The organism is Arsenicicoccus sp. oral taxon 190 (genome assembly GCF_001189535.1).
Taxonomy (GTDB): Bacteria; Actinomycetota; Actinomycetes; order Actinomycetales; family Dermatophilaceae; genus Arsenicicoccus.
In genome coordinates this window covers 897,982-914,950 of sequence record NZ_CP012070.1, presented here as the reverse complement: position 1 = coordinate 914,950, position 16,969 = coordinate 897,982, and the positions used below count along the sequence as shown (strand labels likewise).

Here is a 16,969-nt window from a genome sequence, read left to right as displayed (position 1 = left end):
CACCCGCCGAGACGGAGGCGGCCAGCCCGGAGGTCGCCGTGAGTGCCCAGACCGCCCCGCCGCCACGGCGGCTGCACCCCGCGTGGATCGTCGCGGCCGTGACCCTGGGCGCGCTGGTGGCCGCGGCGGCGTTCCGCTCCTCGACCGGGGTGCTCCTCGAACCCATCGAGCGGGAGTTCGGCTGGAGCCGAGCCACCACGTCCGGCGCGGTGAGCCTCAACCTGGTGCTCTACGGCGTGGTCGCGCCGTTCGCCGCGGCGGTCATGGAGAGCTGGGGCGTCCGCAAGACCGTGGCGATCGCGCTGCTGGTCGTCGGCGTCGCCAGCGGCCTGACCACGGTGATGACCGCGGCCTGGCAGCTGTGGCTGCTGTGGGGGCTGTGCATCGGCATCGGGACCGGCGCGATGGCCCTGGTGCTGGGGGCGATCGTCGCCAACCGCTGGTTCGACGCGCGGCGCGGCCTCGTCACCGGGATCTTCTCAGCCGCCAACGCGACCGGCCAGCTGCTCTTCCTGCCGCTCATCGCCGCCGCCGCCGAAGGCCCCGGCTGGCGCTGGGCGGCCGGCGTCACGGCCGGGCTCGCTGGGCTCATGGCGCTGCTCGTGGTCGCCTTCCTGCGCGACCGTCCCGCCGACGTCGGGCAGTGGCCGTATGGCGCGACCGCGCCGCCGCCCCCCGAGGTCGCCCGCTACGCCAACCCCGCCACGCACGCGCTCGACGTGCTGCGCCGGTGGTCCGGCAGCTGGCCGTTCTGGGCGCTGGTGGCGACCTTCTTCGTCTGCGGCTGGTCGACCAACGGCCTGGTGCAGACGCACTTCGTGCCGGCGGCGCACGACCACGGGATGCCGGCCACCACGGCGGCCGGGCTGCTCGCCGTCGTCGGGATCTTCGACATGGCAGGGACCGTCGCCTCCGGGTGGTTGACCGACCGGGTGGACTCGCGCTACCTGCTCGCCGCCTACTACGGGCTGCGCGGGATGTCGCTGCTCACCGTCCACGAGCTGCTGGCGTCGACGGTGCAGCCAGCGCTGTGGGTCTTCATCGTGTTCTACGGGCTCGACTGGGTGGCGACGGTGCCGCCGACGGTCGCGCTGTGCCGCCAGTTCTTCGGTATCGAGGACTCCGGGGTGGTCTTCGGCTGGACCTACGCCTCGCACATGATCGGGGCCGGCATCGGCGCCAGCGTCGCCGGGGGGATCCGCGAGTCGACCGGCAGCTACCACGGCGCGTGGATCGTCGCGGCGGGGCTGTGCGTCGCGGCGTGCGTGTGCGCGCTGACCATCCCGAGGCGTGGCGCGCCGGTGCACTTCGAGATGGCGATGGAACCGTCCGACCCCTAGAGGTCGCGCACCCAGCGGTCGCCGTCGCGGGCAAAACCCATGGCGTGCAGGTACCTCCGGTGCGCGTCGGTGTCGGCCACCGCCACCACGCGGCGAATCCCCTTGCCCCGCAAGGCGCCGGCGCGGTCGGCATACAGCCAGCGCCCGATGCGGGAGTCCCGGTAGGCGTGCATCACGTAGTCGAGGTCCACGTGCAGGTCACGACCGTCCTTGCGCCCCAGCAGGGCGCCCGCGGGCAGGCCGTCGCGGGTCAGCACGAAGGCGACGTCGTCCAGGTGCGCGGTGGTGAATCCCGGCTGGCTGCGGTGGATGTCGTCGAGATGGGTGCGCAGGAAGTCGGTGAGGTAGGGGTCCTCGCGGTGCACCTCGACCATCCCGAGGTCCTGCCGGGGGCCGAGCTCCTTGCGGAGGTACCACACGTTGATCAGCGCGATCGCGGCGTTGGTGACGACCACCGGCCAGGCGCCGATGAGCAGGCCGTAGACGACGAAGGTCACCGACCCGACGAAGGAGATCACGCGCAGCCGCACCACCGAGGACATCGCGAGGGAGAGCACGATGAGCGCGGAGGCGACGTAGCCGATCAGCTCGGTGGCCATGGTCCACCTCACCACGTGCGGGGAGGTTCGTGGCGGAGGCGGGACCTCGAGCGGCGTGGGCCAGGTGGGCGGTGGGCCCAGGTGGCCGGGTAAGCCCGGCTGGCCGGGTCGGTCAGGCCGTGGCCACGGGGAGGCCGGCCTCGACCCACGCCCGGAACCCACCCGTGACGGCGGCCACGGGGCCGTGCGCGGCGGAGCGGAGCTGGTGGGCCAGGCTCGCCGCCTCGTCGTCGGTGTCGGCGAGCACGAAGACGCGCGGCGCCGGCGCCGGGGTCGTGCCGCCCGTGAGGTCGGCCACCAGCCGCGGCGCGAGGTCCGGGTGGATCGCCCCGGTGCTGCGGTCGCGGCGGGCGTCGACCAGGGCGGCGCGGGCATAGAGCGCGAACTGGTAGGCGGCCCGGGCGGACACGCGTTCCTCGACGCGGCCGACGGCGGGCCGGCCGGGGGAGCTGAACATCGTCGTCTGGGCGGTGGTGTCGTCCATGGGGGTCTCTCTCGTGGGGCCGGTCGGCGTCGGCCGGGTCGGCAGGGCAGGGCTGGTGGGGCGCTCAGCGCGTGCCGCGCCAACACTGGGCGGCCGCGGCGAGGCGGCACATCCGGTGGCTGCGAGAGGTCATGACAGACAGGAGACCATGGGGCCAGCATCATCGGAAGTAACTTCACTGATAATCCCGCGTTATGAGACGGTCCGCGCCGCTGCCGGAGCGCCGGGCGCGCGGGCCTCGGGACATAGAGTGGTCGCAGATCCGACATCTGGAGCGCCCTGATGTCGTGGATGCGACCATTCTGGCTGGGCCGGCGGCGTGTCCGGCCCCCGTCCGACCCGCCCCCGGCCGGGGACCGTCCCGCGCCGGCGATGAGGAGGACACCATGCGCATCGACCTCAACTCCGACCTCGGCGAGTCCTTCGGCTCGTGGCGGATGGGTGACGACGACGCCATGCTCGACGTGGTGACCAGCGCCAACGTGGCGTGCGGCTTCCACGCGGGGGACCCCTCGGTGATGCTGCGCGCGGTCTCCGCGGCGGCCGAGCGGGGCGTCGTGGTGGGCGCCCACGTCGCCTACCGCGACCTGGCCGGCTTCGGGCGGCGCTTCGTCGACGTGGCGCCCGACGAGCTCGTCGCGGACGTCGTCTACCAGATCGCCGCCCTGGACGGCATGTGCCGCCTCGCGGGCACCCAGGTCGCCTACGTCAAGCCCCACGGCGCGCTCTACAACACGATCGTGCACCACGACGCCCAGGCCCGCGCCGTGGTCACCGCGCTCACGTCGTATGACGACGCCCTCCCGCTCATGGGGTTGCCCGGCAGCGCGGTGCAGCGTCACGCCGAGGCCGCCGGGGTGCCCTTCGTGGTCGAGGCCTTCGCCGACCGCGGCTACCAGCCCGACGGCACGCTGACCCCCCGCTCCGCCCCGGGCGCCGTCCTGCACGACCCCGAGGCCGTCGCGCAGCGGATGGTCCGCATGGTCACCGACGGTGTCGTCGAGGCCGTCGACGGCACGACGATCCCGCTGCGTGCCGACTCGATCTGCACCCACGGTGACTCGCCCGGTGCGGTCGCCATGGCCCGAGCCACCCGCGCCGCCCTCCAGGAGGCCGGCGTGCAGGTGGCGGCGTTCCTGCGATGACGCAGAAGTCCTCGATGGCGCAGGTTTTCTCCTGGCGCCGCGTCGGCGACACCGGTGTGCTCGTCGAGCTCGCCGACCTCGACGAGGTGCTCGCCCTCGACCAGCAGGTGCGCGACGCCCTCGGCTCCGATGCGTCCGACGGGCGAGTCCTCGCCACCGCGATCGACGTCGTCCCGGCGGCCCGGACGCTGCTCGTGACCGTGCCCGCGGGCCAGGACCTGGCTCGGCTGGCCGCCGAGCTCCGGTCACTGGCGGACGGCCTCGAGGTCGCCGCGGGCTGGGACCGGCTCGAAGAGATCGAGCTGCCCGTCCACTACGACGGCCCTGACCTGCAGGAGGTCGCCTCGCTCACCGGCCTGACCGTGGCGGAGGTGGTCGCGGCCCACACGGGGACACCGTGGCGAGCCGCCTTCGGCGGGTTCGCGCCGGGGTTCACCTACCTCGTGGGGGGCGACCCGCGCCTGCAGGTGCCCCGCCGCAGCGAGCCACGGACCGCCGTGCCGCCCGGCTCGGTCGCGCTCGCGGGCGAGTTCAGCGCCGTCTACCCCCGGTCGTCGCCCGGCGGGTGGCAGCTCCTCGGCCAGGTCGACGTCGCGATGTGGGACGTGGACCGCGACCCGCCGGCCCTGGTCCGGCCGGGGATGCGGGTGCGTTTCGTCGACGCGGGCCGCCCCCGCGACGGGGCAGGTCCGGGGCGCGCGCGACCTCAGCCCGCGCCGGCGCCCGTCCGCCCCGCGCCAGCCCGGGCCCCGTCGAAGGCGCCAGCCCCGGCCACGTCGGCCCCGCAAGCCCCGGCCACGTCGGAGGCCGGCGGCCGCCGCCGGGGCTCGCTGACCGTCCTCGAGACCGGCCCCATGGCGCTGCTGCAGGACCGGGGCCGACCGGGCCTGGCGCACCTCGGCGTCGGCCGCTCGGGGGCCGCCGACCGCGGCGCCCACGCCCTCGGTCAGCGGCTGCTCGGCAACGACCCCGACTGCGCCGCCATCGAGCTCACGCTCGGCGGCCTCGTCCTCACCACCGACACCGACTGCCTGGTCACCGTCACCGGTGCCCCCGCGCCGGCGGAGCTCGACGGCGGGCCCGTGGGCCACGCGGCGGTCCTGCGCCTCGGGGCAGGGCGGGTGCTGCGGGTGGGCGCCCCGGCATACGGCCTGCGCAGCTATGTCTCGGTGCGCGGAGGCATCCACGTGCCGCCCGTGCTCGGGTCACGGTCGACCGACACGCTCGCGGGGCTCGGCCCGGAGCCGCTGCGCGCCGGCGACGAGCTGCCGCTCGGGGAGCCGCGCGGCACCCTCCCGGCCCTCGACCAGGCGCCGCTGCGACTCGGCCCGACCCCTGTGGCGACGATGCGGCTGGTCCCCGGCCCCCGCGCGGACTGGCTGGCCGACCCCGACGTGCTCATCCGCACCACCTGGGAGGTCTCGTCGCGCAGTGACCGGATCGGGGCCCGGCTCACCGGGGCGACCGTGGCGCGCCACCCCGATCACCACGGCCAGGAGCTCCCGACCGAGGGGGTCGCGCGCGGGTCGGTGCAGGTGCCCGCGGGTGGCGAACCCGTCCTCTTCCTCGCCGACCACCCCGTCACCGGCGGCTACCCCGTGGCTGCGGTCGTGCTGGACGCGGACCTGGACCGGGCGGCCCAGCTGCGGCCCGGGGATGCGCTCAGGTTCGCGTGGGCGAGGCCCGGCGGCAGCCGAGAGCCTTGTTGACATGTGTCGCAAACATGTACACAGATGGAGTCTGGACGCCGGGGTTCACCCGATCGGACGATAGCGGTACTCGACGCCGCGTCAACGGCGACCCTCGTCCGGCGCAACCGCGCCGCCATCACCCCTCGGAGCCTCTCGTGCGACAGCTCAGCGTGCGATCAGCCCTCTCCCTCACCCTCGCGGCGGCGACCGCGAGCGGCGCCTGCCTCGTCGCCGGTCCGCTCGCCGCCACCGCGACAGCCACCACGGCGCCAGCCACCACGACCCCAGCCACCGCCACCGCGCGGCAGGACGCCGCCGCGACCACGCAGCCCCGTCCCGCCCCCGGCGGCAACGACACCTCCCAGGTGTGGGTGGTGAGCGACGCCCAGGAGTTCGCCCACCACTTCGGCGCCGCCACCCGTCTCGCCACGACCCGGGACAAGGCCGGCACCGCCGTCGTCCTGTCCACGACCACCTCCGACAAGCTGGCGACCGTCCACGGCGTCGAGCGCGGCAAGCGCTGCCCCGGCTTCCGCGCCTTCGCGAGCCGCGCCGAGGCCGAGACCTTCCTGGCCAACGACCTGACGGTGCAGACGATCTCGCAGGCGCTGGCGACCTACAGCATCGACAACCAGGCCACCGTCAACGGGTGGCTGTCGCAGGTCGACCAGACGCGCATCAAGGCCACGATCAACACCTGTCGACGGCCTACCCCAACCGCTACTACGCCAGCACCTACGGCCGGCAGGCCGCCACGTGGATCCGCGACACCTGGGCCGGCCTCGCCGCCGGACGCAGCGACGTCACCACCGAGCTGTTCACGGGCTGCACCACCTGCTCGACCCAGCCCTCGGTGCTGCTCACGGTCAAGGGCGCCGAGCTGCCCGGCGAGGTCGTCGTGATCGGCGGCCACATCGACTCCATCTGCAACACCGGGACCGGCGACAGCATGCGTGCGCCGGGCGCCGACGACGACGCGTCCGGCACCGCCACCGTCACCGAGGTGCTGCGCGTGGCGCTCAAGGACGGGTGGAAGCCCAAGCGCACCGTCGTCTTCGCCGGCTACGCCGCCGAGGAGGTGGGGCTGCGGGGCTCCGACGCCGTGGCGCGGTCCTTCAAGGCCCAGGGCAAGAACGTCGTCGGCGTCATGCAGCTCGACATGACCAACTACGACCCCGGCAACGGCATCGACATGGCCTTCCTGACCGACAACGTCAACGCCGGCCTGACCTCCTTCGGCAAGCAGCTCTTCGACACCTACCTCAAGCCGAGCGGCCTCGTCCGCGGCGACATGACCTGCGGCTACGCCTGCTCCGACCACGCCTCGTGGACCAGCGCCGGCTACCCCGCGATGATGGCGGCCGAGCCGGAGATCTTCCCCTCCCTGCACACCACCGGCGACACCCTCGCCAACCTCGGCAACACCGCGCAGCCTCGGAGAAGTTCGCCAAGATGGGCCTGGCCTTCATCGGCGAGGTCGCCAAGACCGCCGGCTCCCAGCCCACGCCCACGCCGACCCCCACCCCCACGCCGACCCCGGGTGGCTCGGTGCTCTCCAACGGCGTCCCCGTCACCGGCCTGTCCGGCGCCGCCGGCTCCATGACCGGCTACAGCATCAAGGTCCCGGCCGGGGCCACCAACCTGCAGATCACCACCTCCGGCGGGACCGGCGACGTCGACCTCTACGTCAAGGCGGGTAGCGCGCCCACCACGACGAGCTACGACTGCCGTCCTACCGCTCCGGCGACGCCGAGACGAGCTTCTTCGCGACGCCCGCGGCGACGACCTACTACGTCGGGCTGCGGGGCTACACGTCCTACTCCGGGGTGACCCTGCAGGCGCCCTACACCGCGCCGTGACGCGTCGTCCCCCCTCCCGCCGGTGCGCGGGAGGGGGACCTCGTCCCGGGGTCGTCGTCGTATGCCGACTGCAGTGCCCGCCCGGCCTCACACCGTCGCGACCAGCTCCTCCGTGATGTCGTCGAGGCGCTCCACCACCGTCACCTGGGCGAGCAGCTCGGCGGCGGGCGGGTGGAAGGCCGGCGGCACCGCGATCACCCGCATCCCGGCGGCGAGGGCGGACCGGATGCCGTTGGTGGAGTCCTCCACGGCGACGCACCGGGCGGGGTCGGCGCCGAGGCGGCGGCATACCTCGAGGTAGCCGTCCGGCGCGGGCTTGCCCGCGGCGACCTCCTCGGTGGAGACCGTCGCCGCGAAGAGGTCGCTGACACCCATCTCCTCCAGGGCCGCGTCGATGAGGACCCGCGGGGAGGAGGAGGCGAGGCCGAGCGGCGCGAGGGCGGCCAGGCGGCGGATGGCCGCGACGGCGCCCGGCATCAGCGGCAGGCCCTCGTGGTAGGCCGCGACCATGGCGTCGATGGTGCGGCGCGCCGAGGTCTGCGGGTCGCCGCTCAGCCCGACCGACTCGGACAGGTAGGTCGACCACTCGGGGGTGCTCATCCCCATCATCGCGGTCGTGGCCTCCGGCGGCCACGGGACGCCGTCCTCCGCGGCGAGCCGGCGGCGGATGTGGTCCCAGGTCTCCTCGGTGTCCGTCAGGGTGCCGTCCATGTCGAGGACGATGGCGTCCAGCAGCAGGTCGTGGGTCATGCCCTCATTGTGGCCGGGGTGAGCCGGTGCACGACGAGGAGTCCGACCAGCGCCCAGACGACGGCGACCAGCGCCGAGGCGACCGCGTCGCTCGGTCGGTGCCAGCCCGCGAGGACGACCCCGAGGCCGGTGGCGGCCGTCGCCAGCGACGCCGCCAGGCCGACCAGGACACGGCCGGCGCGGGAGAGGGCGACGACCGCGGCCACGGCCAGGGCGGCGATGGCTCCGGTGTGGCCGCTGGGGAAGGAGTTGAGCGTCAGGTGCGACACCCCGAGGTCGGGCCGGACGAGGGTGTACTTCAGGACCTCCGCCGACACGAACGTCCCGGCGGCGCAGGCGACCCCGACCAGCGCCGGGAGGGCGCGGCGCTGCGCCACGGCGAGCGCGGCGATGACCCCGAGCGCGAGGAGGCAGCGGGCGGGGGTGATCTGGGAGAGCGTCAGGGCCACCGAACGGCCCGCGACCGGGGACGCCGCGTGCAGCTCCCACCACAGGCGCTGGTCCCACCACTGGCCGCGGGTGGTGCAGACGGCGACGGCATACAGGCCTGCGAAGGCGGCGATGGAGGCGGCCAGGCCCAGCACGGCCGGGACCGGGGCGCGTCGGGCGACGCTGGCGGAGGTGGTCATGGGAGTCCTTCCGACGGTGCCGACCAGGCTAGGACATCCGCCTGGACCGAGCCTGGGGTTGCCTGGGTGTCCGCTGTGCGGACGGTGACAAGGCGCGCACCCCGGGGAAAGGACCCGGGGTGCGCGATCCCGCCGCTCAGCCCACCGGCACGAGCCTGACGAGGTCGTTGCGGGTGCGGCTGCTGGTCTCGCAGGTCACGAGACCCAGCTGGCGGGGACCGGCATGGTCCACGATCCAGGCCGGGAGCTGGTGCTTGTCGACGCCGGGCAGCACCTCGGCGACGCGCCAGGTCTGACCGGCGACGGTCGCGGTGTCGCCGACCCGCAGCTCGCGGATGTACTCCAGCGCGCCTGCCGTGTCGGCGCTGCGCGTCGAGTGGCCGACGATGATGGTGGTGCCGGCGGTGGCGGCATACGGCTGGCTGCCGCTCCACCGGCACACCGCCGCGATGTCACCCGGAGGGGTGACCTCGCCGCCCTCGGTGGCGCACGACGTCACGGGGGCGCGGACCCCGAGGACCGGGATCTGCAGGGTCCGGGAGCCGTCGTCCGGCGTCGGGCGGGGCTTGCTCGCGCCGGTCGCCGGGGCGGAGCTGGTGGACGCGGGTGTCCCGGCGGCAGGCGCGCTGGCCGTGCCGGCGGTGGCACTTGTGGTGGCGGCGGCGCTCACGCTCCGGGTTGCGGTCGTGGTGCCGCTGGCGGTGCCGGTCGCCGAGGCGCTGGTCGATCCGCCCGGGGTGGCGCTCGCGACCTCGGTGCGGTGGTGCGTCACCGGGGCCGCCTCGGAGCCGCCCCCGCAGCCAGCGAGCAGCGCGAGCGCCGCGGCGGCGGCGGCCAGGTGCGTGGGGCGGATCATGGGACTCCTTCGGAGGGACACGCTGTCGTATGCCGTGGCCGAGGCCCCCCGCTCCGAAGAGCCGGGGGCCTCGTCGCCGAGCCGGGGCCGTGCTGCGTCGCGGCGTGTCATCACGTCGCCGGGTCGGTCAGGCGTGCTGCCGACGGCGGGCGGCGGGGACGACCAGGGCGGCGCCCAACAGGGCCAGCGCACCGGCGCCGAGGCCGAGGCCGGACGGGGAGGCGTCACCCTCGACCCCGGAGTTGAAGACCGGGGCGCCGTTGACCGTGGCCTTGGCAGGGGCCACCGGGGCGGCGGTCGGCGCGGCGACCGGGGTGCCCTGGGAGACCACGGTCACGGGGACCACGACACCGGCCGGCTTGACCGCCGCGGGCTTGACCGGCGCCGGCTTGACGGGGGCCGGCGTGACCGGGGTGGCGGGCTTGGCCGGGGTGGTCGGCGTCACCGGGGTGGGCTGCTCGCCGCCGGGGGTGACCGGGGGCGTGGGGCAGGTGTGGTCGCAGTCCTCGCTCGGGGTCGGCGCCGGGGTGTTGCAGGACTCGGCGGCGTCCTTGAAGACGTACTCGACGACGTCACCGGTCGGGAACGTGTAGTGGTCCGCGGAGATCGCCTTGATCACGATCGTGCCGTCGGCCCAGGTGCCGCGCTCCCAGATCACGCCCTCCGCCGCGGGAAGGGTGATCTCGTCGTTGTCGGCGCCGCACACGGGCGTCACGACCGGGGCGGGCGGGGTCACGGTCCGGCAGATCGGGCACTGGCCGTCACCGGGCTGCTCAGGCTTGGGCTGCTCGGGCTTGGGGTGCTCGGGCTTGGGGTGCTCGGGCTTGGGCTGCTCGGGCTTGGGCTGCTCGGGCTTCGGCTGCTCCGGCTTCGGCTGGACCGGACCGCAGTGGTCCTCGTTGATCCCGCCGTGGTTGCCGTGCTGGACGCAGTCCTTGCCCTTGCCCGGGTTGGGGTCGGCCTTGGCCGGCTTGCCGGACGCGCCGTGGTCGCTGCCGTCGGCCTCCTCCGCGTGCGGGCCCTTGGCGGCCTGGGTGGTGACGGTGTCCGTCGGCGCCCCGGAGTGGCCCGACGCGGCAGCGGTGCCGGCGGTGCCGAGCGCCGCGGCGATCGCGAACGCCCCCGTGACGACGATGCGGGTGGTGCTGAGCGTGCGGTTCATGGTGCAGTCCTTTCGCCTGGGGCCGTGAACCCCTGCTGTGTGATGTCCCGCCCAGCCGAGTCGTGGTCTCGGGTGTCGGACCTCGCGTCGGTGCGATTTCCCTGGTGCGGTCCCCCGTTGACATTCATTCAAGGCGGAATTCCTCGCAGCTCCCGAAAGAATGCCGTCAAGTGCGGCCGAAGAAGGGACCAAGAACCACGTGGAGTCTACCGTTCAATACGCTGCGTAGAACCCACGGTCGCCGGGTGCGGCTGACGCTGGACAGCGCTCTGAGCAGCGCATTTACGCCATCATGTCCCGATTTGTCAGGTCCAGTGGTGGCGATTTCGGCCTTACTGACAGCGCTCCGTAAAGGAACAAATACGCACTGCAGCTTTTGCCGACAATGGCGTTCGCCTCCAGGCCGGTGAGGGTATTCGTCGGCGCCAGTTGGCCCTCATTGTTTCGGAGCGTAAATGTGCGGACACTCGCAGTAATGGCGACGACGGAAGTCGAGCATCGAGCCACCCGGCGTGGCTCGCGGACCGGGGCCAGGCTGGCGCGACGGGATCGAGGTTGTTGCGCTGGCCGGCTTCACCGGGTTCAGGACCGCCACCACACCGAGAGGATGCTCGACGCGGCCACCGTGATGGACCCAGCAGCAGCTCCACGGTCATCGCGGACGCAAGGGTGACCCAGTTATCGTTCGCCTGGTCGACGACCGTCCGTCAGAGGATCGCTCGCCACATCTCGACCGGACCGGGTGACGAGTCGGCCACGTGAAGTCGGTTGCACCGTCAGGTTGTCCCTGCCGTCGGGAGGCTGATCACGAATGTCGAACCTTGCCCGGGGCCGGGGCTGCCCGCCTTGATGGTTCCGTGGTGGGCGTCGATGATGGCTTTGCTGATGGTCAGTCCGATGCCGGATCCGGAGTTGTCGCGGCTTCGGGCGGCGTCGCCGCGATAGAACCGTTCGAAGACGTGGGGCAGGTGCCCCGGGTCGATACCTTCCCCGGTGTCCGTGACGGTGATGTCGATCTCGTCGTCGACACGGCGGGCGGAGACGGTGACGAAGCCGCCCGCGGGCGTGTGGCGCAGGGCGTTGGTCAGGAGGTTGCTCAGCACCTGCCCCAGACGTTGCCGATCAACCTTCACCGTGAGCCCCGTCGCGCCGCTGGTGTCGACGGCGAGGTTGACGCCGGCGTCGCGATAGCGGTCCCTGACGGATTCACCGGCGTTCCACAACAGGTCTGAGACCGCGACCGCTTCGGGCAACACGCTGAGGCGCCCTTCTTCGGCGGTGGAGACCTCGTCGATGTCCTCGGCGAGGCGCGCGAGCCGGTCGGTCTGTTGGGAGAGGGCGGTCTGGGAGTCGGGGCCGAGTTGGACGACTCCGTCGTGCAGACCGTCGTGGTAAGCGATCAGGGTGGTGATGGGGGTGCGCAGCTCATGGGCGAGGTCGGCGAGCATGCGCCGGCGGGTGTCCTCGATCCCTTCGAGACGGGCGGCCATGACGTTGAAGGCGCCGGCGAGGGTCTCGAGCTCGGTCCCGGTCCCGACCTCCGGGACCCGCGCGGAGTAGTGGCCGCGGGAGAGCTCGCGGGCGGCCAGGGTGAGCTCGGTCAGCGGCCTGCGCAGGCGCCTGGAGAGGAACCAGGTGACCCCGAGGGCCGCAAGCAGGGCGATGAGCAGGCCCAGCCCGAGGGAGATCAGCGAGGCGTCCCGGTAGGCCATCTCGATGTGGACCATCTCGGGGGAGTTCTCGCTGTGCCCGGCTTCGAGCAGGTGCTGGTGGAAGATCGAGGGCCCCAGCAGGGTCGCCACCAAGGCAGCCGTGAGGGCGCCTGCGAGCAGGACGATGCTCTGACCGGCCAGCAACCTCGTCGCCAGCCCACGCGCTCGCCCGGGCCCAGCAGTCTGCGTGTTCATCCCCTGCCCATCCGGTAGCCGACGCCCCGCACGGTGGTCACGTATCGGGCGGTTTCGGGGTCGTCGCCGAGCTTGCGGCGCAGGTGCGCGACGTGGACGTCGACGAGGTGCTCGTCGCCGACCCAGCCGCTGCCCCACACCTCGTCGATGAGCTGGCGGCGGCTGAAGGCCATGGCGGGCCGGGCCGCGAGGGTGATCAGCAGGTCCCGCTCGGTCGGTGTCAATGCGGCCGGCTCGCCGCCGAGGTGGACCTCGTGGCCGACCGGGTCCACCCGCAGGTTCCCGAACGTCCAGCTGGCCGTCTCTTGGTTGGCGTGGGCTCGGTCGCCGGTGCGCGGCCGGCGGAGCACCGCCTGGACTCGGGCGGTGAGCTCGCGGACGCTGAACGGTTTGGTCAGGTAGTCGTCGGCGCCCACCGACAGCCCGATGAGGGTGTCGACCTCATCCTTGCGGGCGGTGGTGATGATGACGTAGCAGTCGGAGAAGGTGCGGACCTGCCGGCATACCTCGATGCCGTCCATCCCCGGAAGGCCCAGGTCGAGGACGACGACGTCGGGATGGGCTTCTCGCACAGCGGCGACCGCGTCCGTGCCCGTGTGGACCACCTCGGTCTCGAACCCGACCCGCGACAGGTACGCCGCAACCATGCCGGCCAGGGTGCGCTCGTCCTCGACGACGAGCACCCGGCCCAACGGTCCCGGTGCCTCAGCTCTGCTCACCGGGTCAGTCTCCCTGCCGGGACGGTCGGAGGCGCCACCTTCCCGGCCCCCAGGGCTCGATCTTCGTCAAACCTCAACCTGACCATGACGGCATCCGCAGGCGCAGCCATGAGCGTGGGACGTGCCGGGCCGCCATGGCTCGGCGCCAGTGGCCTGCGAGAGAGGGAGCTCACCATGATGTGGGGAAACGGCTATGGCATGGGCTGGGCGATGTGGCTGCTCATGGGCGGCGCGACGCTGGCGTTCTGGCTGGTGGTGGTCCTGCTGATCCGCTCCCTGCTCCCGAACCGCGGCACTTCGCCCATCGAGACCAGGCTGGGCCCGCTGACACTGCTCAAGGAGGGCCTGGCCCGCGGTGAGCTCTCCCCCGAGGAGTTCGAGCAGCGCCGCCGCCTCATCGCCGACACCCGATGACCCGAACGACCTACGGAGAGCCCTTTCGTGACCGACTCTGACCTGCCTCGCCGGACCCTGCTGCTCGGGGGTCTAGGTGTGGCCTCGCTAGCCGCCCTCACAGCGTGCAGCGCCTCCGGTGCAACAGGCGCCCGTATGCCGCCCCGCACTGTCGGCGCCCCCGTCCCGGTCTCGCCGTCGCCGGGTCAGAAGACCGTCACCGCGACGTTGACTGCCAAGCCGGCCACCCTCGACCTGGGCGGACGCACCGTGAGCACGTGGGCCTACGGCGACGCCGTGCCCGGGCCCGTGGTCCGCGCCACGGCCGGTGACTTCCTGCGCCTCACCCTGGACAACCAGCTGCCCGCGGACACCACGATCCACTGGCACGGCATCCGGCTGCGCAACGCAGCTGACGGCGTCCCCGGCTTGACGCAGGACCCGGTCAAGCCTGGCACGAAGTTCGTCTATGAGTTCACCGCCCCCGACCCCGGCACCTACTTCTTCCACCCCCACGTCGGCGTCCAGCTCGACCGCGGCCTGTACGCCCCGATGATCATCGAGGACCCGAATGAGCCGGGCGGCTACGACGCCGAGTGGGTCGTCGTCCTCGACGACTGGCTCGATGGCACCGGCACCACCCCCGACGACGTGCTCACGAAGCTCATCGCCGACGGCGGCCCTGCCAACTCCGGCGGCATGGGTGGGATGGGCGGCATGGACCACGGCTCGATGGGGGGCATGGGCGGGATGCCGACGGGCGGACCCCCATGGGGCGACGCCGGCGACGTCACCTACCCCTTCTTCCTCATCAACGGCAAACCCCCGACCGACCCCGACGTCCTGACGGCCAAACCCGGCCAGAAGGTGCGCCTGCGGGTCATCAACGCCGCCTCCGACACCATCTTCACCCTCGCCCTCGGTGGACACCGGATGACCATCACCCACACCGACGGTCACGCCGTGCAACCCACCGAGGTGGGCGCCTTCTACATCGGTATGGGCGAACGTTACGACGCCGTCGTCACCCTCGCCGACGGCGTCTTCCCGCTCGTCGCCCGACCTTTCGGCAAGACCAGCGGAGGACAGGCCATGGCACTGGTCCGCACCGGATCTGGTGCCGCACCCACCGCCGGGGTCAAACCTGCCGAGCTGTCCGGGCAGGTCCTCATCGGCTCCCAGTTGCAGCCCGCCGACTCCGCCCGCCTGCCCGACAGGAATCCGGACGCCACCGCACGGCTCGATCTCCAGGGCTCGATGAAGCCCTACCGGTGGGGCATCAACGGCGCCCCCTTCGGGAGCAACGAGCCGCTGACCGTCAAGGCCGGGCAACGGCTGCGGATCACCGCGACGAACATGACGATGATGAGCCACCCCCTCCACCTGCACGGGCACACGTTTGCGCTGCCCTCGGGTCTGCGCAAGGACACCGTCCTCATGGCCCCGATGGAGTCCCTGTCGATCGACCTCGACGCCGACAACGACGGCGACTGGATGATCCACTGCCACAACATCTACCACGCGGAGGCCGGCATGATGATCGCCCTCAGCTACGTCGCATGAGAACGCCACGACACAAGCGGCTGCTACTCGCCGCGACGGCCCTCGCAGGGAGCATGCTCCTCGGCACACGCGTCGTGGGACCCGCCGAAGCCCTCTGGGCCGGCCGAACCGACACCGGCAAGGTCGAGGTGATCATCGCCCTGCACGACCAGGTCCTGCGCACCACCGACAACGGGACGACCACCAGCGAGGCCCTTGCCTGACCGGGAGTATTGCCGAGATCGACACACCGGTACCCGACTCATGAGGGCCATCATGGCTGGTTGAACCACGTCGACCGCTCCGCTGATCGGCACCGGCAACCTTCATCGAATCTCAACCCCATCGGGGTCATACCGTCACGGCGACGCAGCAGTTTCGGTACCGCGCAGGCCTCCACAGACCGTGGGGCCCGTACCGGACCAGGAGTCACCGATGAGCGCCATCACCAGCCAACAACCCACCACCCGCAACCAGTCGTCCCTGGTCCCGGCCTTCGCCGGCATCGCTGTGGCGGCAGCCGTCCTCGGCTACCTGCTCCCCGACCGCACGGTCGGAGCCGGGATGGGCAGCATGCCCATGACCCACTACATGGGTCTGCTCTCGGTCAACCAGCCGTGGAACCTGCTGATGTTCATGGCGGCCCCCGTCATCCTCGCCGAGACCCTTGCCATCACCGAGCTCGTCCTGCTCTTCAGCGCCAACCCGCCCGCCTGGGTGCCCAAGCTCAGCCGGTTCGCCGGTCTCGTCGCCGGCCCCCTCATGGTCGGCATCGCCGTCCACCTGCTACGCAACGCGGTCATCCCTCTGACGACCGGCGGCGGCTGGCGCGGCCCCGCCGACGTGCTCGCCGTCCTGTCCTACCTGCTGGCGGCCATCCCCCTAATCGGCATCACGCTGGTGGAGCTCGGGGTCATCGGACGCGACGCTCAGCACGGCCGCAAGCTCCACACCGTCTTCGTCGGGGCCTTCCTCGTCGTGGCCCACGTCGCCATGATCTTCGGCATGCTCGACCCCACCGTGCTCGGCTGGAGCCCCGCTCACGTCATGCCCGGCGGTGCAACCATGCCCGGTATGAATCACTGACGAGACCCGGCCCCGGACGAAGCGTCCCCGGCCCACCTTGACCAAACCTCAACACAAGGACAGTCTCGCGACAACCCGGGGACCGAAGGCTGCGTAGGAGGTGTCCCCCGACACCTCCTACGCCTCCACATCCCAGGAGCTACCTATGCGCCAGCCCGTCCGACGCACCATCCCCGTGGCGGTCGCCGCACTGATCGCCGCCAGTCTCGCCGCCTGCTCGAGCACTGCGAACGACTCCGGTATGAGCGGCATGGACCACAGCGCCGGTCCGATGGTCAGCAGCAGCTCGCCTACGGTCGGGGGCAGCTCTGCCTCCCGCAGCGGCGACGTCATGTTCGCGCAGATGATGATCCCGCACCACCAGCAGGCCATCGAGATGGGCGACCTCGCCCTCAAGAACCCGACGTCCTCTCCGGAGGTCCGCAAGCTGGCCACCGACATCAAGAAGGCCCAGGATCCCGAGATCCAGACCATGCGCGGTTGGCTGTCCAGCTGGGGCGCAGCCACCAGCGCAGGCGGACACATGGACCACGGCACCGGCATGATGAGCGACGCGGACATGGCCAAGCTCGAAACCGCCCAAGGGGCCGAGTTCGACCGGATGTGGCTGTCCATGATGGTCCAGCACCACCGAGGGGCCGTCACCATGGCGCAGCAGGTCCTCACCACGACCAACGACCCTCAGGTGAAACAGCTCGCCGACGCGATCATCAAGGCGCAGAACGCCGAGATCGCCACCATGCAGGGAATGCTCTGACCGTGTCCGGCCCTTGAGCACCCCGCCACCGCCGACACCGGAAGGCCGCC

18 protein-coding genes are annotated in these 16,969 nt (G+C 72.3%); 10 read left to right on the top strand and 8 right to left on the bottom strand.

Annotation, left to right across the window (positions count from 1 at the left end; all coding sequences use genetic code 11):
• Positions 1-38: 38 nt before the first annotated feature.
• Positions 39-1,340 carry an MFS transporter gene (locus tag ADJ73_RS04340; RefSeq protein ID WP_050347258.1) on the top strand — a complete coding sequence of 434 codons (1,302 nt, stop codon included), beginning with the start codon at positions 39-41 and terminating at the stop codon, positions 1,338-1,340.
• On the opposite strand, the gene ADJ73_RS04335 is transcribed toward ADJ73_RS04340, so the two are convergent.
• A complete protein-coding gene (locus tag ADJ73_RS04335; RefSeq protein ID WP_050347257.1) occupies positions 1,337-1,939 on the bottom strand; it encodes a GNAT family N-acetyltransferase in 603 nt (200 codons plus the stop codon). The genes ADJ73_RS04340 and ADJ73_RS04335 overlap by 4 nt on opposite strands.
• Positions 1,940-2,051: 112 nt before the next feature.
• Positions 2,052-2,423: a hypothetical protein gene (locus ADJ73_RS04330; RefSeq protein WP_050347256.1), complete on the bottom strand. Its 372-nt coding sequence runs from the start codon at positions 2,421-2,423 to the stop codon at positions 2,052-2,054.
• A 386-nt stretch (positions 2,424-2,809) separates the two neighbouring features.
• Between ADJ73_RS04330 and ADJ73_RS04325 the strand changes: the two genes are divergently transcribed.
• From ADJ73_RS04325 to ADJ73_RS17770, 4 genes are all read left to right on the top strand, one after another.
• The gene (locus ADJ73_RS04325) at positions 2,810-3,568 is read left to right on the top strand and encodes a LamB/YcsF family protein (protein ID WP_050347255.1); all 759 of its coding nucleotides are present in this window, start codon (positions 2,810-2,812) and stop codon (positions 3,566-3,568) included.
• Positions 3,565-5,277 carry a 5-oxoprolinase/urea amidolyase family protein gene (locus tag ADJ73_RS04320; protein WP_050347254.1) on the top strand — a complete coding sequence of 571 codons (1,713 nt, stop codon included), beginning with the start codon at positions 3,565-3,567 and terminating at the stop codon, positions 5,275-5,277. The genes ADJ73_RS04325 and ADJ73_RS04320 overlap by 4 nt, the downstream gene beginning before the upstream one ends.
• A gap of 631 nt (positions 5,278-5,908) precedes the next feature.
• A complete protein-coding gene (locus ADJ73_RS17260; protein ID WP_050347252.1) occupies positions 5,909-6,862 on the top strand; it encodes a M20/M25/M40 family metallo-hydrolase in 954 nt (317 codons plus the stop codon).
• The gene (locus tag ADJ73_RS17770) at positions 6,859-7,089 is read left to right on the top strand and encodes a PPC domain-containing protein (protein ID WP_367379596.1); all 231 of its coding nucleotides are present in this window, start codon (positions 6,859-6,861) and stop codon (positions 7,087-7,089) included. The genes ADJ73_RS17260 and ADJ73_RS17770 overlap by 4 nt, the downstream gene beginning before the upstream one ends.
• 116 nt (positions 7,090-7,205) lie before the next feature.
• Here ADJ73_RS17770 and ADJ73_RS04305 read toward each other — a convergent pair whose 3' ends face one another.
• From ADJ73_RS04305 to ADJ73_RS04280, 6 genes are all read right to left on the bottom strand, one after another.
• Positions 7,206-7,868, bottom strand: a complete 663-nt coding sequence (locus ADJ73_RS04305; RefSeq protein WP_050347251.1) for an HAD family hydrolase — start codon at positions 7,866-7,868, stop codon at positions 7,206-7,208.
• Positions 7,865-8,497, bottom strand: coding sequence for a phosphatase PAP2 family protein (locus tag ADJ73_RS04300; protein ID WP_050347250.1), 633 nt, complete (start codon positions 8,495-8,497; stop codon positions 7,865-7,867). Before ADJ73_RS04300 ends, ADJ73_RS04305 begins: the two co-directional genes overlap by 4 nt.
• Before the next feature lie 136 nt (positions 8,498-8,633).
• The gene (locus ADJ73_RS04295; protein WP_050347249.1) at positions 8,634-9,353 is read right to left on the bottom strand and encodes a class F sortase; all 720 of its coding nucleotides are present in this window, start codon (positions 9,351-9,353) and stop codon (positions 8,634-8,636) included.
• Between the two features lie 127 nt (positions 9,354-9,480).
• Complete coding sequence (locus ADJ73_RS17255) at positions 9,481-10,515, bottom strand: hypothetical protein (protein WP_050347248.1); 1,035 nt, start codon at positions 10,513-10,515, stop codon at positions 9,481-9,483.
• 776 nt (positions 10,516-11,291) lie between these two features.
• Positions 11,292-12,422, bottom strand: a complete 1,131-nt coding sequence (locus ADJ73_RS04285; RefSeq protein WP_050347247.1) for a HAMP domain-containing sensor histidine kinase — start codon at positions 12,420-12,422, stop codon at positions 11,292-11,294.
• A complete protein-coding gene (locus tag ADJ73_RS04280; protein ID WP_156188292.1) occupies positions 12,419-13,069 on the bottom strand; it encodes a response regulator transcription factor in 651 nt (216 codons plus the stop codon). Before ADJ73_RS04280 ends, ADJ73_RS04285 begins: the two co-directional genes overlap by 4 nt.
• 246 nt (positions 13,070-13,315) lie before the next feature.
• Here ADJ73_RS04280 and ADJ73_RS04275 point away from each other — a divergent pair, with 246 nt between their 5' ends.
• From ADJ73_RS04275 to ADJ73_RS04260, 5 genes are all read left to right on the top strand, one after another.
• Positions 13,316-13,555, top strand: coding sequence for an SHOCT domain-containing protein (locus ADJ73_RS04275; RefSeq protein WP_050347245.1), 240 nt, complete (start codon positions 13,316-13,318; stop codon positions 13,553-13,555).
• 135 nt (positions 13,556-13,690) lie between these two features.
• Positions 13,691-15,097, top strand: a complete 1,407-nt coding sequence (locus tag ADJ73_RS04270; protein ID WP_253272664.1) for a multicopper oxidase family protein — start codon at positions 13,691-13,693, stop codon at positions 15,095-15,097.
• Positions 15,098-15,150: 53 nt separating this feature from the next.
• Positions 15,151-15,300, top strand: coding sequence for a hypothetical protein (locus tag ADJ73_RS16840; RefSeq protein ID WP_172669699.1), 150 nt, complete (start codon positions 15,151-15,153; stop codon positions 15,298-15,300).
• Between the two features lie 211 nt (positions 15,301-15,511).
• Positions 15,512-16,162, top strand: a complete 651-nt coding sequence (locus ADJ73_RS04265; RefSeq protein WP_050347243.1) for a DUF6803 family protein — start codon at positions 15,512-15,514, stop codon at positions 16,160-16,162.
• A 145-nt stretch (positions 16,163-16,307) separates the two neighbouring features.
• The gene (locus ADJ73_RS04260) at positions 16,308-16,919 is read left to right on the top strand and encodes a DUF305 domain-containing protein (protein ID WP_050347242.1); all 612 of its coding nucleotides are present in this window, start codon (positions 16,308-16,310) and stop codon (positions 16,917-16,919) included.
• Positions 16,920-16,969: the final 50 nt, after the last annotated feature.

Coding starts and splice junctions, on each gene's coding strand:
- ADJ73_RS04320 (WP_050347254.1), top strand. CDS start 3,565: ATGACGCAGAAGTCCTCGATGGCGCAGGTTTTCTCCTGGCGCCGCGTC.
- ADJ73_RS04325 (WP_050347255.1), top strand. CDS start 2,810: ATGCGCATCGACCTCAACTCCGACCTCGGCGAGTCCTTCGGCTCGTGG.
- ADJ73_RS04285 (WP_050347247.1), bottom strand. CDS start 12,422: ATGAACACGCAGACTGCTGGGCCCGGGCGAGCGCGTGGGCTGGCGACG.
- ADJ73_RS04280 (WP_156188292.1), bottom strand. CDS start 13,069: ATGGTTGCGGCGTACCTGTCGCGGGTCGGGTTCGAGACCGAGGTGGTC.
- ADJ73_RS04275 (WP_050347245.1), top strand. CDS start 13,316: ATGATGTGGGGAAACGGCTATGGCATGGGCTGGGCGATGTGGCTGCTC.
- ADJ73_RS04270 (WP_253272664.1), top strand. CDS start 13,691: ATGCCGCCCCGCACTGTCGGCGCCCCCGTCCCGGTCTCGCCGTCGCCG.
- ADJ73_RS04295 (WP_050347249.1), bottom strand. CDS start 9,353: ATGATCCGCCCCACGCACCTGGCCGCCGCCGCCGCGGCGCTCGCGCTG.
- ADJ73_RS17770 (WP_367379596.1), top strand. CDS start 6,859: ATGACCGGCTACAGCATCAAGGTCCCGGCCGGGGCCACCAACCTGCAG.
- ADJ73_RS04335 (WP_050347257.1), bottom strand. CDS start 1,939: ATGGCCACCGAGCTGATCGGCTACGTCGCCTCCGCGCTCATCGTGCTC.
- ADJ73_RS17255 (WP_050347248.1), bottom strand. CDS start 10,515: ATGAACCGCACGCTCAGCACCACCCGCATCGTCGTCACGGGGGCGTTC.
- ADJ73_RS16840 (WP_172669699.1), top strand. CDS start 15,151: ATGCTCCTCGGCACACGCGTCGTGGGACCCGCCGAAGCCCTCTGGGCC.
- ADJ73_RS04305 (WP_050347251.1), bottom strand. CDS start 7,868: ATGACCCACGACCTGCTGCTGGACGCCATCGTCCTCGACATGGACGGC.
- ADJ73_RS04300 (WP_050347250.1), bottom strand. CDS start 8,497: ATGACCACCTCCGCCAGCGTCGCCCGACGCGCCCCGGTCCCGGCCGTG.
- ADJ73_RS04330 (WP_050347256.1), bottom strand. CDS start 2,423: ATGGACGACACCACCGCCCAGACGACGATGTTCAGCTCCCCCGGCCGG.
- ADJ73_RS04265 (WP_050347243.1), top strand. CDS start 15,512: ATGAGCGCCATCACCAGCCAACAACCCACCACCCGCAACCAGTCGTCC.
- ADJ73_RS04260 (WP_050347242.1), top strand. CDS start 16,308: ATGCGCCAGCCCGTCCGACGCACCATCCCCGTGGCGGTCGCCGCACTG.